The sequence below is a fragment of the Leptospira semungkisensis genome, from assembly GCF_004770055.1.
GTDB classification, from domain to species: Bacteria; Spirochaetota; Leptospiria; order Leptospirales; family Leptospiraceae; genus Leptospira_B; species Leptospira_B semungkisensis.
Genome location: NZ_RQEP01000005.1, coordinates 654,375 through 679,342, shown reverse-complemented (window position 1 = coordinate 679,342; position 24,968 = coordinate 654,375). Strand labels below are relative to the sequence as shown.

Annotated in this window: 25 protein-coding genes; 17 read left to right on the top strand and 8 right to left on the bottom strand. The window is 41.9% G+C overall.

The window, feature by feature from the left end:
- Nucleotides 1-9 precede the first annotated feature (9 nt).
- From EHO59_RS03320 to EHO59_RS03305, 4 genes are read left to right on the top strand one after another with little or no spacing between them, the layout of a single operon-like run.
- Complete coding sequence (locus tag EHO59_RS03320) at nt 10-543, top strand: hypothetical protein (protein ID WP_246052631.1); 534 nt, start codon at nt 10-12, stop codon at nt 541-543.
- A complete protein-coding gene (locus EHO59_RS03315; protein ID WP_135584715.1) occupies nt 540-1,283 on the top strand; it encodes an SDR family NAD(P)-dependent oxidoreductase in 744 nt (247 codons plus the stop codon). Before EHO59_RS03320 ends, EHO59_RS03315 begins: the two co-directional genes overlap by 4 nt.
- Nucleotides 1,280-1,897, top strand: coding sequence for an L-threonylcarbamoyladenylate synthase (locus EHO59_RS03310; RefSeq protein ID WP_135584713.1), 618 nt, complete (start codon nt 1,280-1,282; stop codon nt 1,895-1,897). Before EHO59_RS03315 ends, EHO59_RS03310 begins: the two co-directional genes overlap by 4 nt.
- A 19-nt stretch (nt 1,898-1,916) precedes the next feature.
- Nucleotides 1,917-2,906, top strand: a complete 990-nt coding sequence (locus EHO59_RS03305) for an aldo/keto reductase (RefSeq protein ID WP_135584711.1) — start codon at nt 1,917-1,919, stop codon at nt 2,904-2,906.
- A gap of 4 nt (nt 2,907-2,910) precedes the next feature.
- Here the strand turns inward: EHO59_RS03305 and EHO59_RS03300 are convergent, their stop codons facing one another.
- Nucleotides 2,911-3,273: an arsenate reductase family protein gene (locus tag EHO59_RS03300; protein WP_135584709.1), complete on the bottom strand. Its 363-nt coding sequence runs from the start codon at nt 3,271-3,273 to the stop codon at nt 2,911-2,913.
- Between the two features lie 128 nt (nt 3,274-3,401).
- Here EHO59_RS03300 and fliG point away from each other — a divergent pair, with 128 nt between their 5' ends.
- The 6 genes from fliG to EHO59_RS03270 all read left to right on the top strand — a co-directional run bounded on the left by fliG (nt 3,402) and on the right by EHO59_RS03270 (nt 9,698).
- A complete protein-coding gene (gene fliG, locus EHO59_RS03295; protein WP_135584707.1) occupies nt 3,402-4,415 on the top strand; it encodes a flagellar motor switch protein FliG in 1,014 nt (337 codons plus the stop codon).
- Nucleotides 4,416-4,644: 229 nt separating this feature from the next.
- On the top strand, nt 4,645-6,624 hold the full coding sequence (locus EHO59_RS03290; protein WP_135586459.1) for an adenylate/guanylate cyclase domain-containing protein: 1,980 nt from the start codon (nt 4,645-4,647) through the stop codon (nt 6,622-6,624).
- A 132-nt stretch (nt 6,625-6,756) separates the two neighbouring features.
- A complete protein-coding gene (locus EHO59_RS03285; protein WP_135584706.1) occupies nt 6,757-7,260 on the top strand; it encodes a hypothetical protein in 504 nt (167 codons plus the stop codon).
- A complete protein-coding gene (locus EHO59_RS03280; RefSeq protein WP_135584704.1) occupies nt 7,257-8,465 on the top strand; it encodes an LIC10025 family lipoprotein in 1,209 nt (402 codons plus the stop codon). The genes EHO59_RS03285 and EHO59_RS03280 overlap by 4 nt, the downstream gene beginning before the upstream one ends.
- A 148-nt stretch (nt 8,466-8,613) precedes the next feature.
- Nucleotides 8,614-9,327, top strand: a complete 714-nt coding sequence (locus EHO59_RS03275; RefSeq protein WP_167882057.1) for a urate hydroxylase PuuD — start codon at nt 8,614-8,616, stop codon at nt 9,325-9,327.
- Nucleotides 9,327-9,698 carry a c-type cytochrome gene (locus EHO59_RS03270; protein WP_135584700.1) on the top strand — a complete coding sequence of 124 codons (372 nt, stop codon included), beginning with the start codon at nt 9,327-9,329 and terminating at the stop codon, nt 9,696-9,698. Before EHO59_RS03275 ends, EHO59_RS03270 begins: the two co-directional genes overlap by 1 nt.
- 53 nt (nt 9,699-9,751) lie before the next feature.
- Here EHO59_RS03270 and EHO59_RS03265 read toward each other — a convergent pair whose 3' ends face one another.
- From EHO59_RS03265 to EHO59_RS03255, 3 genes are read right to left on the bottom strand one after another with little or no spacing between them, the layout of a single operon-like run.
- Nucleotides 9,752-10,597, bottom strand: a complete 846-nt coding sequence (locus EHO59_RS03265; protein WP_135584698.1) for an inositol monophosphatase family protein — start codon at nt 10,595-10,597, stop codon at nt 9,752-9,754.
- Between the two features lie 9 nt (nt 10,598-10,606).
- Nucleotides 10,607-11,557, bottom strand: a complete 951-nt coding sequence (locus EHO59_RS03260; protein ID WP_135584696.1) for an LIC_10030 family protein — start codon at nt 11,555-11,557, stop codon at nt 10,607-10,609.
- Nucleotides 11,547-13,532 (bottom strand): beta-galactosidase, encoded by a 1,986-nt coding sequence (locus EHO59_RS03255; protein WP_135586457.1) that lies wholly within the window; start codon nt 13,530-13,532, stop codon nt 11,547-11,549. The genes EHO59_RS03260 and EHO59_RS03255 overlap by 11 nt, the downstream gene beginning before the upstream one ends.
- 171 nt (nt 13,533-13,703) lie before the next feature.
- Between EHO59_RS03255 and EHO59_RS03250 the strand changes: the two genes are divergently transcribed.
- The 7 genes from EHO59_RS03250 (at nt 13,704) to EHO59_RS03220 (ending at nt 22,179) form a co-directional block, all read left to right on the top strand.
- A complete protein-coding gene (locus EHO59_RS03250) occupies nt 13,704-14,561 on the top strand; it encodes an Hsp33 family molecular chaperone HslO (RefSeq protein WP_135584694.1) in 858 nt (285 codons plus the stop codon).
- An 8-nt stretch (nt 14,562-14,569) separates the two neighbouring features.
- A complete protein-coding gene (gene tsaE / locus EHO59_RS03245; RefSeq protein ID WP_135584692.1) occupies nt 14,570-15,130 on the top strand; it encodes a tRNA (adenosine(37)-N6)-threonylcarbamoyltransferase complex ATPase subunit type 1 TsaE in 561 nt (186 codons plus the stop codon).
- Entirely contained in the window at nt 15,127-15,816 is a 690-nt protein-coding gene (tsaB, locus tag EHO59_RS03240) for a tRNA (adenosine(37)-N6)-threonylcarbamoyltransferase complex dimerization subunit type 1 TsaB (RefSeq protein ID WP_135584690.1), read from the top strand. Before tsaE ends, tsaB begins: the two co-directional genes overlap by 4 nt.
- Entirely contained in the window at nt 15,813-18,356 is a 2,544-nt protein-coding gene (locus tag EHO59_RS03235; RefSeq protein ID WP_135584688.1) for a ribonuclease R family protein, read from the top strand. Before tsaB ends, EHO59_RS03235 begins: the two co-directional genes overlap by 4 nt.
- Before the next feature lie 74 nt (nt 18,357-18,430).
- The gene (locus EHO59_RS03230; protein WP_135584686.1) at nt 18,431-18,934 is read left to right on the top strand and encodes a hypothetical protein; all 504 of its coding nucleotides are present in this window, start codon (nt 18,431-18,433) and stop codon (nt 18,932-18,934) included.
- A gap of 4 nt (nt 18,935-18,938) precedes the next feature.
- On the top strand, nt 18,939-20,552 hold the full coding sequence (locus EHO59_RS03225; RefSeq protein WP_135584684.1) for a GMC family oxidoreductase: 1,614 nt from the start codon (nt 18,939-18,941) through the stop codon (nt 20,550-20,552).
- 145 nt (nt 20,553-20,697) lie between these two features.
- Nucleotides 20,698-22,179, top strand: a complete 1,482-nt coding sequence (locus EHO59_RS03220; RefSeq protein ID WP_135584682.1) for a tetratricopeptide repeat protein — start codon at nt 20,698-20,700, stop codon at nt 22,177-22,179.
- On the opposite strand, the gene EHO59_RS03215 is transcribed toward EHO59_RS03220, so the two are convergent.
- From EHO59_RS03215 to EHO59_RS03200, 4 genes are read right to left on the bottom strand one after another with little or no spacing between them, the layout of a single operon-like run.
- Nucleotides 22,180-22,908, bottom strand: a complete 729-nt coding sequence (locus EHO59_RS03215) for a type I 3-dehydroquinate dehydratase (protein WP_135584680.1) — start codon at nt 22,906-22,908, stop codon at nt 22,180-22,182. It lies immediately after the preceding gene.
- 9 nt (nt 22,909-22,917) lie between these two features.
- Entirely contained in the window at nt 22,918-23,886 is a 969-nt protein-coding gene (locus EHO59_RS03210) for a KpsF/GutQ family sugar-phosphate isomerase (protein WP_135584678.1), read from the bottom strand.
- Nucleotides 23,887-23,888: 2 nt separating this feature from the next.
- On the bottom strand, nt 23,889-24,410 hold the full coding sequence (locus EHO59_RS03205) for a UpxY family transcription antiterminator (protein ID WP_135584676.1): 522 nt from the start codon (nt 24,408-24,410) through the stop codon (nt 23,889-23,891).
- On the bottom strand, nt 24,403-24,873 hold the full coding sequence (locus EHO59_RS03200) for an LIC_10042 family TonB-like protein (protein ID WP_135584674.1): 471 nt from the start codon (nt 24,871-24,873) through the stop codon (nt 24,403-24,405). Before EHO59_RS03200 ends, EHO59_RS03205 begins: the two co-directional genes overlap by 8 nt.
- Between the last annotated feature and the right edge of the window lie 95 nt (nt 24,874-24,968).

Genomic DNA, 24,968 nt, shown 5'->3' with positions numbered 1-24,968 from the left:
GGAAAGAGAGTGATCCTTCCGAAGTTAAGGATAGAGAACATGAAATTTTATAAGATCTTACTTCTCCTATCTATTCTAAGCACAAGTTCCTGTAGAGGATTCAATCTTCAAAACTTTAAGAAGAATACGGTCAAGGCGACTTGCGGTTGGTTAAATATTTTCTGCGATCAAGTCGTAGTGATCCCGGACCTCTCTGATTGCGATCCGTTTCACGAAGAATACGACGGATATTCTCATTACATCGATAGAGGTGTATTAAAAAACGATTATAAGATTGAAGAAGAAGCTAAGCAGGAAAAAGGACCTGAGGATCCTACTGAACCTTCTCCCAAGAAACAGGAAAAGATCAAGGCAAGGAATACCGACTACGGCCATAATATGAGAATAGATTCTAAGAAACTATTCGAGAGATATGATATCTCCGCAGGTAGAAGATCCGATAAGGACAAATCTAAACATCCTTGCAGCGTCTTGCAGAATGGCGGCAAACCTAAAGTGTATTATTCAGATCCGGATACGAAATCGAACGGGAGGGAATTTTGAAAAACGTATTTGATTTAAGCGGCAAAACAGTATTGGTCACAGGTGCAACTCGGGGCATAGGAAGACAAATCGCACAGGGATTTTTAGATGCAGGAGCAACTGTTTATGGAACAGGATCTTCTGCAGAATCTATTAAACGTTTAGAAGGCTCAGGCATTGAAGCATTTGCAGCAGATATTCGTCTGGTCGGTGCGATGGATCCGATTATCGAATCTATCGGAAAGAAACACGGTAAATTGGACGTTTTAGTCAACAATGCCGGAGTGGCTGCCAATCTTCCTGCTGCCTTTTTTAAGGAAGATGATATCCAAAATGTTGCTCAAACGAATTTTGTGGGAGTTTTTCGTTCCTGCCAGGCATATTACAAGATCCAAAAGAAAAAAGGTGGGAACATTATCAATATCGCCTCAGTCTTAGGACTAGTCGGAACGAAATTTGCCTCCGTGTATTGCGGAACCAAAGGAGCGGTGATCAATATGACTCGAGCTCTTGCGGTAGAATGGGCAGGTTCCGGTTATCGAGTCAACGCAATCTGTCCCGGATTTATAGACACCGACATGACGGATATGATCAAGGAAAGACCGGAAGTGTTACAGCAAATGAAAGCTAGAATTCCATTAGCAAGACTGGGAAAACCGGAAGACTTAGCCGGAGCCGCAATCTTTTTATCTTCGGATGCAGCAGCTTATGTAACAGGACAAGCCATAGTTGTGGATGGAGGTGTTACCTCCGGTATATGATCCTTGAATTACACCCCCAGAATCCGGAGAAGAGGATACTCGGACAGATCTCCAAGAGATTGTCCGAGGGAGGGGTGTATATATTTCCGACCGATACTGTATATGGTCTGGTCGCAGATTCTCAATCCCATGCTGGGGTAGAGAAGCTTTATAAACTAAAGAATATTTCTAAGAATCAACCTCTCTCCCTACTCTGCGGAGATATTTCTACGGCTTCTAATTATATGGAACAGCTTTCTAATGAAGCTTTTCGTTTGATGAAGAGGATTACTCCGGGGCCGTTCACTTTCGTTGTGAAAGCGAACAAGCATCTTCCTCGTGTTTCCTTTTCCAATCAAAAAGAAAAGAATATAGGGATCCGAATTCCGGATTCTAAGTATCTATTGGCTTTATTGGAGGTACATCCAAATCCTCTTACCTCAACTTCCGTTTTCTTTAAGGATGAATTTGTCATCGATGTAGACAGAATTGAAGAAGAATACGGCAGCAGAGTGGATGGCATCATAGACGGAGGAATTTTAGAGTTGGAGCTTTCTACCATTCTAGATTGTACCGATGACGGCATTTCCGTTCTTAGAGAAGGAAAAGGAATGGAACTCATTAATAATTTATAAAATAGATCCTGGAGGCGTTATGCAAAAAAGACAATTAGGAAAAATAGGTCCTTTGGTTTCCAGCCAAGGTTTAGGCTGTATGGGTATGTCCGATTTTTACGGACCAAGAGATGATTCCGAATCATTGGAAACCATTCACAGAGCTTTGGATCTGGGAATAAATTTCTTCGATACTTCCGATATGTACGGTCCACATACGAATGAACTTCTTGTGGGCAAGGCACTGAAAGGAAAAAGAGATCAGGTTGTGATCGCAACTAAGTTCGGGATCGTAAGAGATCCGAATGATCCTACGAAGAGAGGGTATAACAGCAAACCAGAATATATCAAGGCGGCTTGCGAAGGAAGCTTAAAGAGATTAGGTATTGAGCAAATCGATCTGTACTATCAGCATAGAGTCGATCCCGATACTCCTATAGAGGAAACTATCGGAGCAATGGCTCAGCTTGTAAAAGAAGGAAAGATTAAATACTTAGGACTCTCCGAAGCTGGTGAAGAAACCATTCGTCGTGCTCATAAGGTCCATCCGATTAGTGCCTTGCAAACTGAGTATTCTATTTGGACAAGAGATCCAGAAGATGGAATTCTCCAAACTTGTAGAGAACTTGGAATAGGCTTTGTAGCTTACAGTCCTTTGGGCCGTGGCTTCTTGACCGGACAGATCAAGAAGTTTGAAGATCTGGATGCTTCCGATTTTAGAAGAATGTCTCCTCGCTTTCAAGGAGAGAACTTCCAAAAGAATTTGGAACTTGTAGACAAGATCAAAGAGATAGCTGGAGAAAAATCAGTAACTCCCGGACAACTCGCACTTGCTTGGGTGCTCGCTCAAGGAGAAGATATTGTTCCCATTCCAGGAACTAAAAGAAGTTCTTATTTGGAAGAGAACGCGAAAGGCAGCGATGTTCGCTTAACAAAAGAAGAGTTAGATCGGATCAATTCCGCTGCGCCAAAAGGAGCGGCCCACGGATTGCGTTATCCTGCTGCAGCCATGAGCTCGTTAGGAAGGTAAGCTCCTATTTTTTAGATAAAGCGGTCTTCCATTCTTCTTCTTTGAAGCCGATGAGGCCGAAACCTTCTCCAAGAACGAAGGGCCGCTTTACTAAATTTCCATTTTGGGACAAGAGTTCAAATTGCTCGTCCAGACTCATCTTTGCGAGTTTATCTTTGAGTCCTAGCTCCTTATAATCTCCGCCAGAAGTATTGAAAAGTCTCTTGGAATCTCCATCCAAGTAACCGAGCATTTTCTTCAGCTCCGCCTTGGTCGGTGGAGTCTCTCGGATCGCCTTCTTTTCGAATTCTATCTTTTTGGATTCCAGATATTTGAGAGCGTTTCGGCAGGTACTGCAGTTTTTGTATTCGTATACTTTCAGTTTCAAGGCAGGTTCTCCTACGGGAATGGGTCCAGCTTGGAATTTTATGTCGTGTTTGCAAGCGGGAAGCGGAGAAAAACTTTACCTTGAAAATTAGGATTTTTGCCGATAATATCTCGTAGGACGCGCTCACTGTGCTGAATAAGAAAACTAGTCTAACCGGAAGACAAAAAGCGGCTATCTTTCTGATCGCCGTCGGATCCGAAGTATCCTCCGAGATTTTCAAACATTTACGTGAAGACGAGATCGAGCAGATCACGTTTGAGATCGCACGTCTAGATAAGATCACTCCGGAAGACAAGGAGAAGGTCCTTGTAGAATTCAACGAGCTTATGATGGCTCAGGAATTCATCTCGAACGGAGGTATTGACTTCGCTCGCGGACTTCTCGAAAAAGCTCTCGGTAACCAGAAGGCAATCGATATCATCAACCGTTTGACTTCGAGTTTGCAGGTCCGACCTTTCGACTTCATCCGAAGAACTGACCCTCAGCACTTATTGAACTTCATCCAGAACGAGCACCCTCAGACAATCGCATTAATTTTATCTTATTTGGATCCTCAGAAAGCGTCTAGCATTCTGTCGGGGTTGCCGCATACAATCCAGGCCGAGGTTGCGAAAAGGATCGCAACCATGGACCGGGTTTCGCCTGACGTTCTTCGCGAGGTAGAAAGGGTTTTGGAAAGAAAGCTCTCTACACTCGCAAGCGAGGACTATACCTCTGCCGGTGGTATCGATTCGGTGGTTGAAATCCTCAACCTTGTTGACAGGGGAACTGAAAAGACCATCATCGAAGCTCTTGAAGAAGAAGATCCGGAACTTGCAGAAGAGATCAAGAAACGGATGTTCGTATTCGAGGATATCGTTCTACTCGATGACCGAGCGATTCAAAAAGTATTGCGAGAAGTGGATAACTCAGATCTCGCAAAAGCTTTGAAATCGGTAGATACAGAAGTGCAAGAGAAGATCTTTAAGAACATGTCAAAACGTGCCGCGAACTTACTTCGAGAAGATATGGACTTCATGGGTCCTATCCGTATCAAAGACGTGGAAGACGCTCAGCAAAAAATCGTTAACATCATACGTAAACTGGAAGAGTCCGGAGACATCGTCGTTGCTCGCGCTGGCGAGGACGAACTCGTAATGTGAGGTCCCGCACTTGGACCTTCTTCGTTCCAGACAATTCTTGTTCTTTCTGTGCGCTGGGCTATTGATAGCCCAGTCCGGTTGTTTGCAGGAAGAAACTGCTGAGAGAAAAATAGATTTTTCTGAGCTTTCTTGGAAAGGGCGCTTGCTCACTAAGAAACTGGAGAATCAGGATTCTAAACCGGAAGCTAAGAACAAAAAGCAAATCCAACCAGAAGAAGAATGGATCGAGATGCCTCCGATCCCTTGGACCTTCAATACCATATTTAAAATTCCTCCGAGAAGCGGACTTCATCAAGTTGATGTAAGATCCGAGTTCAATTTGAACAAAGATGATCTGCTCTTAAAGGTCCCGGCGGGATTCTATTTTCCTGATATAGGAGAGAACTGGAAGATCGAGTTAAACGGAACAATCCTTAGGGAAGAATGGTTTCCAACGAAAGAAGGTTCCTTAACTGTAAATCGTTCTTTGAAAGGTTTAGTAATTCCTGTCAATACTGGGATCTTAAGGCCAGGAAAAAACGAGATCAAAATTCAATTTGTAGGAGAAGCGGATAGCAATCCATTTAAGCCGAACGATCATTTCGGTTTCTATCATCCTAAGAATTTCAGGATCTCCTCTTTAGAAGAAATATATAACTCCAGCTCGGAGTACTTCGATATTTTTCTGTTCGGGATCTATTTTATCTTCGGGTTCTATCATGTTCTGTTCTTTGTCACAAGAAAGCAGGACATTTATTATCTTTACTTTGGATTATTCTCCCTACTCTCTTCCGTTTACTTTTATCTAACTACGTATCATTTATATAATAAATTCATTAATTATCCGGGAGGGCCGGATACGGAATTCTTCTTTAGAGGAGAAATCTCTGCCCTGATTCCGATCGTTCCTATATTCATGCTATTCGCAAAGGATTTCTTTTATCAGCAAGAAGGAAAGTTCTGGATGATACGGATCTTTTGCTGGTTGAGCCTTGTATCTCTTCTTGCGAATTGGTTTCTTCCTTTCGAATACGTACTGCCGAACTTGCTTATATATCAGGTCTTACTTCTTCTGATGCTTTCGTATGTGATCATATTTTCGATCAACTCCATTCGTCAGAGAAAACCAGATTCTATCAAGCTTGCGATCGGGATCGGTGTTTGCGGAATATTCGGACTTTGGGATACCTTGGATGCGATGACTAAGATCGTCGGATTCCATTATCCTTTCTTTAAGATCTCGTTCTCAGTTTTTATTCTAGTGATCATCAGTCTTTTAGTTTCTCGTTATGTGAGTTTGTACAAACAATCCCAAGCATTGAACCAGGAAATTTCCAAACAGAGGGACGCTTTCTACAGATTCGTTCCTTCTGAATTTATTTCAATCTTAGATCGGGAAAGCCCAGTAGAGATCAAGATCGGCGATTCGAAAGAAAAGACTATGTCTGTTTTCTTTGCCGATCTAAGAGGTTATACGACTGTTTCCGAAAAGTTGAGTCCGGACGAGAACATCAAATATCTAAATAAGTACTTCTCCGCCTTTGAAGATATTATCTTTAAGAATGCCGGCTTTGTGGATAAATATATCGGAGATGCGATCATGGCCTTATTCTCCGATCATAGTGAAAGGGCGGAGAAGGATAATTTCAACTCTGCCGACAACGCATTGCAGTCGGCGATCGATATGGTTCGTCATGTGGAAGCCTTGAACGACGGGATCGGCATTGGCGCAGATCTAGGGATCGGAGTGAATACTGGTCCTTTGATCTTAGGAACTGTGGGAAGCGAGAGAAGGATTGATACCACTGTCGTGGGCGATACGGTAAATCTTTCCTCTCGTGTGCAAAGTCTTTCCGGATTCTATAAGGCTCGTATTTTAGTAACTCATCATACATTTCTTAGATTAAATTTGCTTTCCGAGATTAGGGCGAGAGAAATCGATACAGTCATTGTGAAAGGAAAGACCCAACCAGTGATCCTGTATGAAGTTTTTGAAGCTGATCCCCCTGAAACGGCTGATCAAAAACATGATACTAAGGGAAAGCTAAGCGAAGGAATCACCTTATATAAAGCTGGTCAGTTTCAGAGTGCTTTCTCTATCTTCAAAGAATTGTATAAACGAAGTCCTCTAGACAATATCGTGAGATTGTACGCTAAACGAACTAAGTTGGCTTTAAACCAAGCTCCTTCCAAAGATTGGGATGGGATCTTTCGATTACATAGAAAGTAAGAGCTTCCTTCTCTAATTTCTGAAATTTAAAAAATATTTTTGAAACATGTAATTTTTTCCGCTGTCTTATGTGGATAATAAATAGTTGCCAAGACTTTTCTTGAGAGTCTTTGCTTCCAGAAAGTTATAAGAATGAAGAAAAGAAGTTTGGTATTCTTACTTTTGTTTTTGCCTACTTTTCTTTTCTCGGATTCTCAAGTTCAGCTACCTAGCTTCCGGCTTCCTGATCAAAAAGGACAGATCTTTGCATCCGATTCTGCAAAAGGAAATACCTATTTCCTTTTAGGTTGCGGCTTTAAAGACGTAGTTCTCTGCAGAAAGCATGGACGAAAGATCTATTGGAAAATGCAGACTCTCCTGAAGGATGAGGACAAAGTACTCTTCTCCGGATATTTGAATCTGAAGAATGCTCCTCAAACTGTTTTCGATTATATTCTAAAAGAGAAAGATAAGGAGTACGAGAGCATTCTTTTGGACAAGGAAGGAATTCTCTCTCGAGGACTAACGGATGGGAGATCTTACTTAAGAGTGTATTCCCCAAAAGGAAATCTGATCCATACAGAATACTTTCAAACGGTAGATGATTCTAAGGTCTTGGAACTTTTCGAGTTTGTAAAAAAGGGAAGAAGGAAATGAATCGAAAGAATAGAATTTATTCCTATTTAGTTTTAATTGTCGGTTCTCATTCTCTCATAAATTGCGTGCATAAGAATCCACACGCCGCCGAGTATTTTGAGAAGTACTTTAGATACCAAGATATCATTCAAAAAGAATTTAAGGAAGATTCGACTCGCAATGTTCTTTCCGGGAATCCAGATAAGGATGCTCAGGAAAAGTTTTATAAGAAAGATGACCATCTAATCCTAGGGTTTCATCTTTCGGAGAATGGAAACGGATACAAGAAAGAACTCGCAGACTCTGCCTTTCCTGCGGGGCCTAGCAGTCCATATTCTATTTATGTGGATGCACAAGAGAACGAATTTCATTCCAAAAAAACATTCAAGATCAAAAGGACTGTGGAGATGATCTCTCCCGAAGCCAGTGTGTTCGATATGTTCCCAATGATAGATGAAACCATTCATCATCTAAAAACATCGAACGCAAAAAGCGTTGCCGAATATTCTGAATTGCAGAGTTTCTTGTGCGGCAATTTTGACTGCGATATTCGCAGAGAACACGAGATTACTTTCATTACTTATACCTTATCCGAGCGTATGAAAGAGAAATTCCCGATCACTTACAAAAAATGGCATAAGAGATTGGGCCAGCTCGCATTTAGATTTCAGCTGTTCCAACCAGGTGGCTTTGAAAAGGGTTTAGAATTCTATAACGAAGGACAAAATATTATATTGGGAATTCCTGATTCTCATAAAGGATATTGGTCTTCGCCAAAGGCATTGCACCTGAGGACATACGCTTATTTAAGCGTATACGGATTGAAAATAGACGTGAGAGGCTTAGGATACACATTCAAATTCCATAGAGCAGGAAATACGGATATAGTAACTGGAGAATTCACTAAGATTCCCGAAACAAACATTGGCGGAAGATTTTTATCCATTCTTCCTCCAAGCGCGATCAGTTTGTTCGTTCCGGGAGATATGGGCGAATATTTCGAAGACATGTTCGAGCTGCTTGTGAAAGGTTCTGATGGAAAAGGCGGCAACCGTCTAGAGACAAGGACTAAGAGAAACGGAAATCGAACTAAGGTTGTACTCACTTCTAGCTCCGAAATTTTCAGAGATAGATTTCTTCCTTTCAAATCCCAGGATGAGGAAGACGAACCTCCCTTCTTCTCTGAACTTGGCAGAGCACTTGTAAAAGACTTAAGAGGAAAATGATTTTTATATCTTCAAGTTAACTTGAAGATTGCAAAACGATTTTAGAAACTTTCTAAAACTGCTTGACTTAGCTCCTTCAACAAATAATTCTATTTGGGTTCGGCGTTATGCGCCGGAACTTTATTCTAGAACTGTGTGCGGAGGAATCATGGAATTCACCCTCTTTACTACTCAGGCGGGTCTCTACTTCTTAGTTAAGTACATCCACTTCTTAGCGGGAGTCACTTGGATCGGGTTATTGTATTATCTGAATTTTGTTCAGGGTCCTTTCTTTGCCGAGACTGATGCCGAAACGAAAAAGAACGCCACTCAAAAATTACTTCCTAGAGTACTTTGGTGGTTCCGTTGGGGAGCAATGTTTACTTTCCTTTCCGGTATTACTATGATCGCTCTTGCGTTGGGGCCTCTTGGTTACCCTCATAACTCTCAGTGGGTCGTTGTAATTCTAGTCGGTGCTGTGTTCGGGACCATCATGTGGGCAAACGTTTGGTTTGTGATTTGGCCGAATCAGAAAGTCGTTATCGCAAAAGCAAAAGGAGAAACTACTGTTGATCCTGCTCCGAATGCGAACAGAGCGTTTGTCGCTTCCAGAACGAACGTATTGCTTTCTATTCCGATGTTGTTTGCCATGGGAGCTGCTCGTAACCTTCCTTTAGCTTATAGCCCTGACGGTTTGAGAGTATTCTTAGGAATCATCGCATTGATCGCACTTCTTATCGAAGTGAATGCATTGGTTGCTGACCAAAACGGACCGACTATTAAGCCGATCAAAACAATCAAGGGAGTCATTACCAGCGGAGTGATCTTAGCTCTATTGACTTACATTCTGATGGAAGTTCTCTTAACGGTGAAAGCTGCTTAATGAGATCTCATCAAATTACTCTAAATGAGAGAAAGAAAAGCGGTATCCACCGCTTTTCTTTTTTAAGCCTGCTAGTTCTATCTTTCTTCCTTCAATTTGCTTTGAATTGTAAACCGGAGAAGCAACTTTCTCCTTTGGCAGAAGAAGGAAAGAGTATCTATATGGCGAACTGCATTGCTTGCCATAATGTGAATCCTAAGATAGACGGGGCAGTCGGACCTTCTGTAGCGAATTCTTCTTTTGCATTATTAGAAGCGAGAATGAAGGGTGAATACCCTGCAGGCTATACTCCGAAGCGTCCAAGTGCAGCAATGACTCGCTTCAATTTTAGCGAGTCTCAATTAAAGTCCTTGGAAGAATTTCTGAAGTAATCGAAAGAACTTCATCGGCGAGAGATGTTTGAATCCTCGCCGACCTTCTGTAATTAATTTCGTCCGATGGAGAGTCGGACGTTTCTCAGAATATCTATGATCTGTTTGTGGATCTTTCCGTTAGAGGCAACCACTTCGGCCTGACCAGAAAGGAAATGTTTTCCTTGGAAGTCAGTCAGCTTTCCCCCAGCTTCTGTGAGAATAACAGAACTTGCAACGGTGTCCCAGAGTTTTACACCCTTCTCCCAGATTCCATCTAATACACCTTCTGCAACCCAGCAAGTATCCAGAACAAAGGAGCCAGTCCTTCTCATGGAACGTCCACAACTGATGAACGCGGTAATATCAGAGATTACTTCGTTTAATATTTCTTTTCTGTTTGTTGGAAAACTGGATACGAGAAGGGATCGAGCCAGGGCATCCGTATTAGAAACATCTATCCTAAGTCCGTTCTTGAATGCGCCTTGGCTAAGAATGGCCGAATAACGTGTGTCGAGCTCCGGCGCGAAAACAACTCCTGCAACAGGAGTCTCTCTGTGTTCAAGACCTACGGAAACGCAATAGAGAGGGATTCCTCTCACGAAGTTCATGGATCCGTCGATCGGGTCCAAAACCCAACGGAAGGAATTGCTTCCTTCATAACGAAAATAGTCTTCAGAAATAATTGAATCGTTCGGAAAGTTTTGGCGGATGAAATCGATCAGGAATTTTCCCATCAGCTCGTCGGCCTTGGTAATTCTGTCTTTCTCTTCGGAGTCGCTAACGATTCCGAAGACTCGGATCTCTTTTTGGAGTTTTCTTGCGGATTCTAAAATGAGTCCGGATACTGATTGTACGGACTTGACTCGCTTTTTCACTTCTTCAAGCGGGAAGTCAATGGGTGGGGCTAACGATTCCATATCCGGGTCTTATGTCCTTTCCTCCCGCAATATCTTCCAAGCCATGTTTCCGGACGGAGAAATGATCCTTTCCGCCTTATGAGATCGAAGCCAAGCAAAGAAGAAGTTTCGGGCCGATTCTTCTAAGGTCATGCTGTCCGGTCTTAACAAAAGATCAACAACTTGGTGAAACGAAATAAAATCCTTTGCTATGGTCTCGACGGAGGCATCCAAGAAGCGGGCCGTTAAAGTAAGATATTCTACTGCTATCGGAGCGAAAATTTTCCCTAGGGTCCAATCTGCCGAGGTAATCCCTATAGTTTCGTGAATGATACCGACCTGCTTGGAATAATCCACCTCGTCAAAGATCTCCGAATAAGTGTGTCTTACCCCTTCATTCGCATCTCTGGAGATCTGCACCATAAAGTCCGACTCTTGGTATTTCTTAGGACTGAAATCGATCACTGCGCCTTCATGTACGGTAAGAGAGTCCAAGGGCACTACTCGAACGGAGAAATACACCCGCTTTGTATGCACGGACATTGTCTTTCCTTGGGCCGCAGGTTGAAAGATCTCCTCTTTGTTTGCGCCGCCCAGATGCATGAGATGAAAACTGGTCACCACTGCGTAGGGAGGAAGTTTATCCTTCCAGATGTCGGGAGAATTCTCTCTAAACATCTCTCCTTCCGTATAAAAAGGCTTTATTAGAAAAAGACGATCTATGTCTCTCTTGGGCCGAGGCTCAGGCAGTACTAGACAATTTGCAACTAACTCAGGAGCTAAATGTAAAAGTGATTTTAAGAATGACTCAGCCGCATGGAACTCTATCTCGAAAACGGACGTAGAAGGAAGAATATAAGTTTCCTCGAATTCCAAGAAAGACGTATGAAGATTATCCACATATAAGGATACCGGTTCGTTCTTCCCTTTGGTTGCGGTTAGTAAAAGCTTATTTAATTCTTTTATTTCATTAAGCTTCATTTTTTGTTTTGGGTAAGATCCTAACTTCGAAAGGCTTCAGTATCTTGAATCCGGCCAGACTCATTTTTCTAGAATGATTGATATAGATCTCGTAGTCCTTGGTTTTTCCTTTCCGAAAGGTCTTTTCTACATTCGGTCCGTAAAACCGGAACGGTATGTCGGCTAACCTTAGCACTCTCCTATATAAAAGCATGAGAGAGACAGGGCTTAAACTAGACCCTATGTATACGACAAAACCTTTTCCGAATTTATTGCAGGTGATTACTGGTTTTCCCTTATAGAATTTATTTTTATCTGTATATCTGGCCCAAACCTTGGCTGTTGTAGGCTCTAATATCTCACAAATCTTGGAACAAGTTCCGGGTAAGACCCTAAACCTAAACTTGACTTCTCTATTGGAAACTGCTTCGAATTTACGTACCCTTACCCCAGCCATTTCGGAGAAGGGACCTGGGATCTGAGAATCCAACATCCAAGAGTTTTTATCCTTTGCGCCGGCCCGATAACCTAGGACTAACGTTCCTCCTTTCTCTACAAACTCTTTCAAGCTTTGAACGATCTTATCATCGATCATAGAATAGAGGGGAAGGACGATGACTTCGTACTTACTAAAGTCCGTCTTTGAGATCGGAGAGAAATGAGTATTGACATTCAGTATATTCATTCCTGAAAACCAAGTAGCCATTTCAATATCATAGCCGACTTGTGCGAATGGAACGGGATTGTACTTCAGACCTGAAGAAACTGGCTGGTGTTTGAAATTACGAGAATTCTCTATGTCGTGAAGAATCGCTACATCTGCGGGAAATTGTTCCGAAGCAAAGTCTTGCGCATGAGGAAGAATTTCAGAGATTCCTTTTTGCAGCTCAAAATATCTTTCAGTAAGAGCCTTGTCATGATCTAGGATTCCATAGCAAAGCTGTTCTTGTCCATACCTTGCAGTTCTATATCTGAAGAATACGATCTGATCGGAGCCTTGAACAATTGCTTGCTTCATCCAAAGTTTGATCTGTCCGGGCGCGGGAAGATAACCTAGAAGATCATGGCCTTGAAAACCTGAGATCTGTTCCATTACCGTGAAAGACTGATTCTTTAAGCCGCGATTGTACTGATGCATTGCCGAAATAAATGGATGAGGAAAAGGCTCTGCCTGGTCTCCCCAAGTCGGATAATTATCCCAAGACACGTAGTCTAAATGAGTAAACAACTCAGACATATCGATTACCGGAAGAAAAGGGCTCGGATACAAATTTGTGGTCAATTTTCTTCCAGGAGAATGTTTACGAAGGATCTCGGCCTGCAGTTTCACGAAATCCACAACAGTATCCGAATGAAATCTATAAAAGTCCTGGATCATCGAAGGATTGTATCCCGCACTCACGTGAAGGCCAGGGATAGGAATCTCGTTCCAATCGTTAAAGATCACTCCCCAGAAAACATTTCCCCAAGTCTCGTTTAGATTTTGAACTGTCTTGTACTTGTTCTTTAACCAAACACGAAATGCTTTCAGAGAAGTATCCGAATGATCTATATCGGAACCTTCATGACCTATCTCATTGTCAACTTGCCATCCGATCACTGCAGGATGTTTGCCTAAAGCTTGGGCCATCTTGGTCACTACTTTAATGACTGCCTTTCTATAATTGGAAGAAGAGAAACATGCTTGGCGTCTAGTTCCTATACCTCTAAGAACTCCGTCTCGTACTTGAAGAATATCCGGATACTTCTTTGCTAACCAAGGAGGAAAGGTTGCAGTAGGAGTTCCTAGGATCGCATCCATTTTGTGTTTGTGGACTAAGTCTAGAATTTTCTGCCAAAAGGAAAAATTGAAATTACCTTCCTTCGGTTCTACAAGAGCCCAAGAGAATTCGGCTAAGCGAACTCGAGTCAAACCCATGTCTTTCATGATACGAATGTCTTCTTCCCAATCTTTGGAAGTCCATTGTTCGGGATAATAATCCGCTCCGAAAATCATCGGGCCCTCTCTAAGAAATAAAGTAGGACGATCTTTCATGAAGCGGGCGATCTTTCCAGAAAGAAAACCGGGAAATACGATTGAATTCGGGAAAAAATACTGTCTTTTCGATACGATTCGGAGAGAATAGATAGGAACTCATCCTACAAAGGTCGGGAAGCCTAAGCTTTCATGCAAAACCAAGATACGTATTATTATGGGATCCTTCCCGATGTTCATTTTCGTTTCTCCAGTGCAGAAATTTCTTATGCAGTGACTGCTGCGTCTAACTTGCATGATTTCGATGACACAGGTACTGAGCTTCTTGCAAGGACAATGCTGTCTGCCTTCTTCTTAGCTGACTTAGTGAAGGAAGAAACAAAGTTAAGTGTTCAAATCCGTTTCTACGACGATTCAGAAATTCATTCCGTACTCGCATACAGCACGAGAAACGGAAGAATGAAGGCAACTCTCAGACACCGTCCAGAAGAAGATGTCGAATCAGGCCAGATCTCAGAAGAGAATCTAGGCATATTAAAAGTCTTTCGTTGGAAAGACGGAGAATGTATTTATCAATCCATCGTCCCTTTTAGAAATCTAAGTTTCGAAGAGAATATTGAAAATTATCTGAGAGATTCGGAGCAGATACCTTCTTTCCTTATCGCTTATGTAAAGTTGGAAGGTCTGCATTGGAAGGTAAAAGGAATCTTACTCCAAGCGTTACCGGAAGCCAAGCAGGAACATATTGATGCAGTTAGAGAATGGGCCGGGGCTGTCGAAGCAAAGAAGAATCAGATATTCGATCAAAATGTTTCAAACGCATTAGAAGAATTAAAAGGTATTTGGAATACAAAGCTTGAGATCCTCGAAGAAGGCAGACCAGAATACAGATGCGATTGTTCCGAAGAGAAGATCAAGGAACTGATTCTAAACTTAGGAAAAGAAGAGGCAATGGATATCGCAGAGGAGCAAGGACAGATAGAGGTCACTTGCGAATTTTGTAATTCCATATATAGGTTTCCTAAGGACAGAGTACTAGAGCTATTTTAGAAGGCGGAATGCGGAAGCAATTTCAGAATCTCACATTAGAAAAACTTGAAATTCCCGCCCGAAGCATCTCCCGACTCGCTGGACAGCTTTGGAATCGAGGAAAATTTCCGATCCTTCTTCTTTCAGGAAAAATGGGTTCTGGAAAGACTACCTTCTCCTCACGATTCGTGAATTCACTACTCGATTTTCTAAAAGATAAAACGGATCGTTCGTCCTTGTTCGTGAATTCTCCCACATATACATTGATGAACGAATATCCTTTTCCGGAGATCCGAAATTCTTCCGGAGAATTTTTGACCGTTTATCATTTTGATCTATATCGTTTAGGTTCTGCAGAAGAGATATCCGATCTTGGTTTTGAAGAATACTGGGGAAGACGCGGCGTCTGTCTCATCGAATGGTGGGAAAAGGCTGAGTCGGAGCTAAAGAACTATAAATTTTTGATACGAATTTCCCTTGAAGAAGCGGACGAAGAAACCAGAAATATGGAAATGGAACTTCTTGGCTCCGAATGGAATGATCTCGATTTATCTTCCGAGTTTTTGTCCTCTTCGGAGAAATCTATATGAATAAAATCTTATTCTTAGACGCCACAAATACTTGGATCCTGATCGGATGTTATTCCAGAGATGAGGAAGGCAAGATCACAGTTCTCTCTAAATATGAAGAGTTGCATAATAGGGAATCTTCTACCGTTCTTATTACTGAGATACGCAATTGTCTGCAAAAAGCAAATTGGGAGAAACCGGATCTAATTGTAACTGCCTTAGGTCCCGGATCTTTTACTGGGATACGGATCTCTGTTGCGACTGCTCGTAATCTTGCTCAGATCTGGAATATTCCTGCAATCGGATTCGATAGTCTAGAGATCTATACCGCACACTACTATTTGGAGATCGAGACGGCAATTTCCGTTTCTATAGAAGCGAAGCAATCTAAAATATATTTCGGACTGAGAGACCAAAGAGGGTATTGTGGTACGCTAGATATTCCCCCGGATCTCATCGCAGAAAAGCTTCCTGAAGATAGATTAGGATCTTATATTACAGGATTGAAATTTACCGATTCTCCGGAATTGTATCCAGGCCAAAACATGAAGGAAACTCTTCCTTCTCCGATGGCAATTCTATTAGAAAAAGCGAATGAATTGACGAAGGCGCTTTCGAACCAGGCTGATTATTCTTATGAGCTACTGGTTCCCAATTATCTCCGTGGAACATACGCGGATGATAAACCCAAGGTATACTATACATGAAAGAAAAAAAGAAAACCGCTATATCGGTAACTAAAAAGAAAAAAACTACATCACCAAAAACGGAAACTACACTTAAGAAAGATCATTCTTCCAAAAAGAAGAAGGATCATAAAGCCTCCAAGTCTAAGAAATTCGAGATCCTTTCTACAGAAGAAAGAACTGCGAGTGCGTCCCCTTCTCCAAAAGAGAAGAAACAAAAGCCTGTTCAAAAAACAAAGGTCGCTCCTGTTGAAGTTTTGCCAGAGCCGAAAAGAAAAGAAAATCCATCTCCGAAATTTGCTAAGGAACCATTTTCTAAAAAGTTAGAAAAACCTTTTCGAAAAGACAAAGAATCTCATGTTCCAAGTCACCATTCTAAATTTTCAAATAGAAGATTTGGAGGTCAAGATTGGGAAAGAGAGAATGAACCGGGCCGCAAGCTTCTCAAATTCTTTAGAGCAAAAGCGGGCAAGGTTCTTTCTTTGCAGGAAGTCTATTCAAAGTTTATCGCTCATGCAGGACAGAAAAAAGGATATCGAAGAGAAAGATGGGAAGCTCAGGAACAAAAACGTTCTGCGGAAGAGATCTTAACCTTTTTTGAAAAAGAAGGTTTAGTCGAGATACAAAGAAAGAATATCATAGTTTGTGAAAGCCAAACCCTGCAAGGAACCATTTCCCTGAGCAAAAAAGGGGACGGCTTTGCAAAGCTTACTACAGGGACCGAAGTATTTATACCGAGCCAATACACTTCTTCTGCGATACAAGGTGACTTGGTAGAAATTCTTCCTACAGGCATTGGTCGCAAAGGAAAATTAGAAGGAGAAGTGGTCTCTATCATTCGAAGAGGAAGAGAACTCTATAGAATGAAAGTCATCGAGAAGGGTTTCAAATTCATCATCGGTTCCTTCTTGGATATGGATGGAGATCATAAAGAAGGGTTTCTTCCCCGCAAAAGCTTGTTACAGGATCTGCAAGACGAGATTTCCATCGGCGATATCATAGTAGTCACTCTGAAAGAGGATTCTGATCAGGAGAGAAATCTATACGAAGCACATTTCGTTCGATTCGAATCGGATACAAAAGAAGATACGGATCTGATGAGAATGCTAATGAAATACAATTATAATATTCTTTATCCTGAAGAAGTAAAACTAGAAGAGCTTCCTGACGAGGTTGAAGAATCCAATGTGAACAATTGGGGTTCTCGAGTAGATCTGAGAGAACTCAAATCAATTACCATAGACGGAGAATATTCTAAGGACTTTGATGACGCGATCTCTTTTATCGATGAAGGAAAGAAGATCCGCTTCTATGTGCATATCGCTGATGTGTCTCATTATGTGAGACCTGGCTCGGATCTGGATGTCGAAGCATACGGAAGAGCTACTTCCGTTTACTTGGGCAGTAGAGTTGTCCCGATGCTGCCGCCTGAGTTATCTGAAAATCTTTGTAGCCTCGTGGCTCAAAAGAATCGTTTGGCGTTCACTGTCGAAATGGAAGCGGATTGGAGCGGAAACATCTTCCATGCAAAATTCTATAAGTCGGTGATCAAGGTAGACGAGCGTTATACCTATACAAAGGCGGAGAAAGAGATCCAACAAGGAGATCCTAAGAACTGGATCTTCCAGATGATGAAGTTTGCCAATATTCTTAGAAAGAGGCGCTTGGATTCCGGAAGAGTGGATTTGAATCTGAAAGAGACCAAGGTTGTTACAGATTCCGAGCACAATGTGATCGAGATCAAACCTGTGGATCGATTGCAGGCTCATATTCTTATCGAAGAGTTCATGCTTTCTGCGAACATTAAAGTTGCAGAGTTTATTCGTAAGAAGGAGCGCCCTACTCTCTATCGTGTTCACGAACCAATGGACATAGAGAAGCTGGAAATGTTGAACTCATTCCTTCGTTTGAATGGGGTCAATACGCAACTCCATGATACGAGTTACGAATCCATTCGCTCAGTATTACGGGTATTGGAAGGAAGTCCTTCTGAGAGATTGTTTAATATCTCTCTTTTACGAAGCTTTATGCAGGCCTATTATTCGGGAGAGCAACTTGGGCATTGGGGCTTAGGCTTTAAGGACTATTGTCATTTCACTTCTCCGATCAGAAGGTATCCCGATCTTGTTTGTCACAGAGTTTTGGAAAGCATTCTTCTCTCCGAAGAAAATCCGTACGATGTAGAAGACATCAAAGTCATGGGATTGCATACCTCTCATGAAGAAAGAAAGGCTACGGATGCAGAGAGAGATTATTATAAACTCAAAGCTTGTAGATTTTTGGAGAAGACAGGTCTCAAAGAATTCACTGCTACTTTAGTTGGATTCAGATCTGCTTTTGCATTTGTAGAATTAAACAATCCTCCTGTCGAAGCTGTGATCCCAGCGATCGAATTTACGGACGAAGGAGAGCTACAAGCAGAGACAGACTTCTCTTTCTATTCAAAGAAATATACCAAACAGTATTCTTTAGGAGAAACTTTTGAAGTCGAACTAGATCGAATCGACTTTGAAGAAATTAAAATTTACGTGAAGATGAAGAAATTCCAAAAGAAAGGATAGACAAAAGTAAAACATATTCCAAAACATTCGTTACGATAAAACTCTGTTTTTCGAACAGAGTTGAGGAGTAAAAGTTGGAATCGTTTCTGGAAGAGAGAGTCTCTCGCAGTCGCTTTCTCAAATTCTTATTCAAAACCGCGGCAGTCTCCGCAATTCTCCTTCCTCAAGTTTCTTGTAAATCAGGCCCTGTTCCTAAGTTACATGGACTAAGTGATGATCAGTACTGGGCCTTTAAATCTTTGGAAGAAGTATTTCTGGAAGGAAATCCGATCCAAGGTTTCGATCTAGGCGTCGCAGCTGACAAGTATATCTACGGTCATCCTTATCCTATAGAAACGGAATCTGTTTTAAAGCTATTAGCATTCTTACCGACTTCCACGCTTGTTTCTTTCGCTCTGGACCTCTCTTTTACTTCTCTTGCAGGTCTTTCTAAAGAAGACCGTGAGAAACGACTTCTCTCTTGGAAGAGTTCTTCTCTTTCATTGAAGCGCGGGGCATACAATATCATGCGTCAGTTATCCTTCTTCCTTGTGTCCATGGAAAAAGATTATTCTAAACTAGTAGGCTACGAGGGCTAAGAAGATGGGCGGAATTCCTGCAGCAAACGATCAAATTATCACTCCGAACAAACATGCGGAGATCATACAGAAAGAAGGAATCAAAGACACTTGGAAGCTTAAGACCGAGGCAGTAGTCATCGGTTCCGGAGCTGGAGGAGCAGTGGTAGCTGCTACTCTTGCAAAGGCAGGATGGAAAGTGATCCTGATTGAAGAAGGTTCTTATTTTACTCCTGCTAAGTTCACCGGCGACGAATTCATCTCTCAGTCTCGTCTGTACAGGGATGCAGGTTTTATTATAACGGAAGAGCAAACTCTTTCTATCCTTCAGGGAAAAACAGTCGGTGGATCTACCACAGTCAACTGGCAAACTTCTCTCTATCCTCCCGACTATGTAACTAACGAGTGGGACAAGCGTTTCGGTTGGAAGAATTACGGAAGACAGGAAATGGATGCGTTCGTCTCCGAAGTTCACGAAAGGATTGGAGTGCACGAGGTACCTCCAAATCTAATAAACGCAAACAATAACACTCTGATGAAAGGTGGAAGAGCACTTGGTCTCCATCCTGAAGTATTAAAGAATAATAATAGAGGTTGTATTGGACTAGGCCGCTGCGGTTTAGGTTGTCCGATCAACGCGAAACAGTCCGCATTCTTGACTTGGATCCCGGATGCGATCGAAGCGGGTGCGACTGTAATCTCCAATATGAGAGCCCAGTACATCAAAGAAGACGGTAATATTAAAACCGTAGTCGCAGAATTCACTCCGGACGCTTACGAAAAGGCTCCAAATAAGATCATAGAAAAACTGGTGATCGATGCCCAAGTCGTAATCGTAAGCGCGGGCGCAATCGAAGGACCTGCACTTCTTCAGAGATCGGGACTCGGAAACGATTGGGTGGGAAGAAACCTGAAAGTTCACCCTACTAGCGTAAACTTCGCGATCTTTGACGATAAGATTAATATGTTCTCGGGACCTCCTCAGTCTGCAGTGATCAAGGACGGCCATAACCAAGACAATACTGGCTATGGCTATTGGCTGGAAGTTGCACCTTTCCGTCCTACATTGGCAAGCTCTCTTGTTCCTTATTATGGACAGAAGCAATTCGATGTGATGAAGAAGTATCCGAACATGAGCGGCGGTATCGTGCTTGTTCGAGACGGTGCTGACGGTGAGGCTAACGCGTCCGTAAAATGGTCCTTAGGAAGAAGAAAGGTATACTTTGAACTGACTCCTACCGATGGAAAAAACCTTTTGAAGGGATTGAAGTCACTTGCAGAAGTGCAGGTTGCCGCAGGCGCGAAAGCAATCGTATTTCCATTCCCTGATGTGACCGATCCAATTCCTGTAGATAAGAATTCTAAGTTTGATTGGATCCTGGATAAGAGTATAGAGCCCGGCAAGGTTCTAGTAGGCTCCGCTCACCCACATGGTTCTATCCAAGCCGCCGATTCTCCTGAAAGAGGAGCGGTTGACATGAACTTTCAACTCTATGGGCATAAGAATATTTTCGTAATGGATGCTTCTGTCTATCCGACAGGATTGTCCGTAAACCCGCAAATCACTACAATGAGTGTGAATTTGAGGGCTGCGAGAGCATTAGCTGCGAGAAAGGCGGAAGTTTTAGGAAATAAATAATTCCTTTTGGAAAGGCAGAAATTCCACTTTATTCGTGGAACTTCCTTCCAAAATTGGATAAATGCCTTCCATTTCTCGTAATCACCGAAGGAGAACCTGTAAACCGAACGCGGTCCGAATCGGAACAGGTATCCTCCTTCTATGTATGTTCTTTCTTTTGTCCGCACCGATTTTTGCGGATCTGAAAGACGGAAAGAAGGCTTATTCCAGAAAAGACTACGCAGAAGCCCTAAAGCAATTCCAGAAGTACAACGAAGGAAATCCAACTTCGGGAGAAGCTTGGATGTATATGGGCTATATCTACGAAAGCAAGAAGGATTATACCAAATCCATTCAGGCATTCAAGAAAGCCATTTCGTTAAACCTGCCTAAAAAAGATCTAGTGAACTCTCTTACTAAGATCATTCTTTATCATAATTACCAAAGAGAATATGGAGAAGTGATCTCCTATTCGAATCGTTTACTCAAGATCGATCCAGATCTAAGTCACATCCAAAAGATCCGGGCCGCTGCAGAAGAAAGATATTCTTCCGGAGGGACTCGCAGACCTGTATATCACGAAGAAGATTCGGAGCAGGAAAGTGTAGCAAGCCTGGAGAAGAAATTGAAACAGGATCCTCATAATAAGAGCATCCAATGGCCGCTTGCATTATCTTATTATAATGAAAAGGAATTTGCGAAATCGGAAAGATTACTTGCAAACCTGGTATCTGAAGAACCTGAAAATATTGAATTCGGATATAAGTATGGGGCTGTCTTAGTCCGTAATGGAAAATACGATGAGGCAATCGCGGTTCTAAATAAAGTAGAATCGAGAATTCCTTCTGAAAGAGAGAAGCTTTTACATTTCACTCATTTGACCCAGGCGGCCGCATATCATAAGAAAAGAGATTTTGAAGAAGCCGCCAAATATTATCGCAAGGCCTACAATAATAAGCATACAGTTCAACCGCTGATTGGTCTTACAAAGATCAAATGGCAACTCAAGGATTGCGAAGGTGCAATCAAGAACGCAGAAAAAGCATTAGAATTCGGAGAGAGAACCAGAGAGATCAAAATGTATATAGGCCTCTGCAAGATCCAACTCGGACTGAAGACAGAAGGATATGATCTTTTAAAAGAAATCGGATCTGCGATCGAAAAGGAAAATCCGGATATGAAGGATTTGCCTGAAGTATACTATGATGGGATTCTAAAGCTCGCTAGGTATTATACGAACAACGGAGAATACCAAAAGGCTCTTCGATATTTTCAATCCGTTCAACCTGACGAAGAAGAGCAGAGAGAGTATAGATTCTACTTAGGAAAGGCTTATTATTATACTGGTTCTCCGGATAAGGCAATCGCTCTTCTCGAAAAGGTAAACGATTCAGCGGGAGCATATTATTTGCTCGCGAAGTGTTTTGCAAGTAAAGGCGATGCTGATCAAGCAATGTCCTATATTAAAAAAGCGGGAAGTATCACTTCATCGTATTGGAGTGCCGCTGAAAAAGAAAAGGCTTTCCAGAAGTTTTCTAACGATGAGTCTTTTCGTAAATTTTTAGAGACTAGAGGCGGAACTAGAGATCCTAAGAAGCCGGATACAAATCATGATAGGGAAGAAGGAGAAGGTTCTTCCGACGATTGATTATTTGGATCTTTTTTCTAAGAGAGTTTTGAGATCGACTTGCCCAGGTGCCTTGGGCTCCCCTAAACAACAGTACGTAAACTGAGAACCTATCTTTTCAGGAAAGATCCTGTATTCTTTTCCTGCTTCTCCCATTAGAATTCCGCAGAAGCCGATAGGCATATTCAGCTTAGCACATTGAGAAGATATATAAGAACAAGAGTCTAAAAAGTCTTTGGCTTCCGTTTCGGATTTTGCAAGAGCAGCTACTTTGAAAATCCTTTGAAAAGGAAGTTGGGATTTGTGAGTCGCTAATACTTCTTCCATGACGGGACCTAAGTAGAATAGGAGCTCTTCTCTATTGGGTGCTGCAGAAAAATTATGAACGGAGCGGATAATCCCGAAACGACTCTCATCCAAATTCGTGAAAACCGAATTATCTTTGTCTAGTTCTAGATCTATATAATGTTTTTCTGATTCTAGCCCGTTTATGAGAGGCTGGACGCTGTCCTGATCCCAGAGGCCTACACTTTTCAAACTGGAATCTTCGGGCTGCCTGTATGTTAGTACGCAAGCAGCATTTAGTTTTTCGATTTGGTTTAGGATTTTTTCGGCATTTCCTTGCCTAGAAGAAAATTGATCTAAACGGATCTCTAAAAAATCTGCTGCAGGCTTCTTCTCTAAACCGAAAAATTCCTCTTCGTTTAAAGTTAATACGATATAGATTTTTCGATCCGAAGAAGAAGCCATGACCTTATCTTATAGACCTTTCTGTAATAGATCGTGGATAGAAACAATCCCCAATAATTTTCCTTCTTTGGAAACAATCGGGGCAACAGAAATCGGCTTTTCTCTTCTTTCCATAGATTGCAATACATCGTAGGCCATGATGCCACTCTCGAATACTGTAGGTTTCGAATTCATCATGTCTTTTGCTTTTGTATTCTTATCGAATTTTCCTTCTTTCAATATCTTGCGAATATCGAAATCAGTAATGAAGCCTAAAAGATTTCCTTCTTGGCTTACAACTCCTGTTGCACCTACAAGCTTAGTAGTGATCTCAGAAAGCACTTCATCCAAGTTTGCATCCGGATGGATCTTGGCGAGTTTCTCTCCTTTGCGCATCACATCGTCTACCTTTAAGGAAAGACGTTTTCCTAATCTACCTGCCGGATGATAGAGAGCGAAATCTTCTTTTTGGAAGTTTCTGAGCTCCATCAATGCCATAGCGATCGCATCTCCCAACATCAATGCGATGGTTGTGCTGGATGTAGGAGCGAGCTCTAACGGACAGGCTTCCTTTAAGACAGGAGTTAGAACTACTATATCGCAATCTAATGCAAGTCTAGATTGAGGATTTGCAGTGAGTCCTATAAGCTTTGCACCTATGCTCTTTATTGTTGGAAGAAGGTTGAGTAATTCTTCGCTTTCTCCGCTCTTGCCGATTGCAATGACCACATCATTCGGGGCGATGATCCCCGCATCTCCATGAGCCGCATCGGACGGATGAAGGAAATAAGAAGGAGTTCCGGTAGAAGAAAGAGTGGATGCTATCTTCTTTCCTACATCTCCAGATTTGCCTACGCCGGTGATGATGGTCTTTCCTTTAGAGGAGAAAATAAGCTCTATTGCCTTCTCCACATTCGGATCTAAATTCTCTCTGAAATGTGCAATTGCCTCTATCTCTGTATCTAAGGCTTTTTTAACTTTTTCTAATATATCGCTCAATTCTAACTCTCCTCTCCGATTTCCAACATCTCATGATCCAATTCCAATGAGATAAGTGTTTGGATCCCGGAAATAGAAACATATATCAAAGATTTGTTTCCCTTTCTTTCTACCAAGGCTCTCTTTCCCTTAAAGGGGCCGCCTGTGATTAATACAGGTTTACCGGGGAGCATCATTTCTTCTCTTTCTATTTTTATTTTATCCGGGTATTCCGTTACAAAAATTTTGATATTATCTATGTCATCATCGGGGATCGGATGGGGAGTCCCGGAAACGGACACAAAATGATGAGCGCCACTGGTCTCTAAGACCTTCAGTTTTTCGTTACGGATATCGATCCTTACGAAAACATAAGAAGAAAAAACGGGAGTCTCAACTATTTGGATCCTATCGGACCATTGCTTTCGCTCTGGAATAATGGGAAGGTAGTTTGGTATTCCTTTTTTAGATAGTTCCTTGGCCAGTTTCTTCTCCGAACGAGAAAGAGTATAAACTGCGTACCAGGATTTTTGTGACTCATTCATCTGATTCTATATGAAAGGATACCGGGATAATGATTACCTTACCTTCGGGCAGTTGAAATTTCCAGCTAGAAACAGATTTTTTAAAATGGCTCTCAAAGACAGGATACTTACAGCTTTTTACGGTCTTGATCCTTCGCGCTAAACCTTCCGGTCCGATCTCTACTTCCCAAGAGCAATCCGATTCCAATCTTTGCTCGAGCGCTGCAGGTGGGTAATGGATCTCATTCTTGAATCTTTCGATCTCTGCTTCGGGAGTGCCCGCAAGACCGCCTAACTTAGAAGAATCCAATCCTTTTCCTTCATCTTGGGGAAGGCGAAAAAACAAACTAGGGACTTGGCCTTTACTCAGCTGAAGTCGGATTTGCTCGGAGATCTCTTCTCCACTCCAAGGATTGAAAATAAGAAAGAAGAAGAAGGTGAGATGAATAAGAAAGGAAACTAAGAGAGAGGTTCTGATTTCCATTGGATCTTCTTCCGTTATTTTACAAATTAAAACGGAAACTGTTCTCTTCCCAGCTTTATTTCTTCTTGAATTACTTGCTTGCAATTGTGTAATCT

Excerpts from the sequence above, each read along its gene's own strand:
- tsaE (WP_135584692.1), top strand. The coding sequence starts at position 14,570 with ATGCGGAAGCAATTTCAGAATCTCACATTAGAAAAACTTGAAATTCCC.
- EHO59_RS03235 (WP_135584688.1), top strand. The coding sequence starts at position 15,813 with ATGAAAGAAAAAAAGAAAACCGCTATATCGGTAACTAAAAAGAAAAAA.
- EHO59_RS03265 (WP_135584698.1), bottom strand. The coding sequence starts at position 10,597 with ATGGAATCGTTAGCCCCACCCATTGACTTCCCGCTTGAAGAAGTGAAA.
- EHO59_RS03275 (WP_167882057.1), top strand. The coding sequence starts at position 8,614 with ATGGAATTCACCCTCTTTACTACTCAGGCGGGTCTCTACTTCTTAGTT.
- EHO59_RS03310 (WP_135584713.1), top strand. The coding sequence starts at position 1,280 with ATGATCCTTGAATTACACCCCCAGAATCCGGAGAAGAGGATACTCGGA.
- EHO59_RS03260 (WP_135584696.1), bottom strand. The coding sequence starts at position 11,557 with ATGAAGCTTAATGAAATAAAAGAATTAAATAAGCTTTTACTAACCGCA.
- EHO59_RS03205 (WP_135584676.1), bottom strand. The coding sequence starts at position 24,410 with ATGAATGAGTCACAAAAATCCTGGTACGCAGTTTATACTCTTTCTCGT.
- EHO59_RS03280 (WP_135584704.1), top strand. The coding sequence starts at position 7,257 with ATGAATCGAAAGAATAGAATTTATTCCTATTTAGTTTTAATTGTCGGT.
- EHO59_RS03270 (WP_135584700.1), top strand. The coding sequence starts at position 9,327 with ATGAGATCTCATCAAATTACTCTAAATGAGAGAAAGAAAAGCGGTATC.
- EHO59_RS03220 (WP_135584682.1), top strand. The coding sequence starts at position 20,698 with ATGTTCTTTCTTTTGTCCGCACCGATTTTTGCGGATCTGAAAGACGGA.
- EHO59_RS03255 (WP_135586457.1), bottom strand. The coding sequence starts at position 13,532 with ATGATTTTCGGAGCGGATTATTATCCCGAACAATGGACTTCCAAAGAT.
- EHO59_RS03225 (WP_135584684.1), top strand. The coding sequence starts at position 18,939 with ATGGGCGGAATTCCTGCAGCAAACGATCAAATTATCACTCCGAACAAA.
- tsaB (WP_135584690.1), top strand. The coding sequence starts at position 15,127 with ATGAATAAAATCTTATTCTTAGACGCCACAAATACTTGGATCCTGATC.
- EHO59_RS03285 (WP_135584706.1), top strand. The coding sequence starts at position 6,757 with ATGAAGAAAAGAAGTTTGGTATTCTTACTTTTGTTTTTGCCTACTTTT.
- EHO59_RS03305 (WP_135584711.1), top strand. The coding sequence starts at position 1,917 with ATGCAAAAAAGACAATTAGGAAAAATAGGTCCTTTGGTTTCCAGCCAA.
- EHO59_RS03290 (WP_135586459.1), top strand. The coding sequence starts at position 4,645 with ATGCCTCCGATCCCTTGGACCTTCAATACCATATTTAAAATTCCTCCG.
- EHO59_RS03200 (WP_135584674.1), bottom strand. The coding sequence starts at position 24,873 with ATGGAAATCAGAACCTCTCTCTTAGTTTCCTTTCTTATTCATCTCACC.
- EHO59_RS03250 (WP_135584694.1), top strand. The coding sequence starts at position 13,704 with ATGCAAAACCAAGATACGTATTATTATGGGATCCTTCCCGATGTTCAT.
- EHO59_RS03215 (WP_135584680.1), bottom strand. The coding sequence starts at position 22,908 with ATGGCTTCTTCTTCGGATCGAAAAATCTATATCGTATTAACTTTAAAC.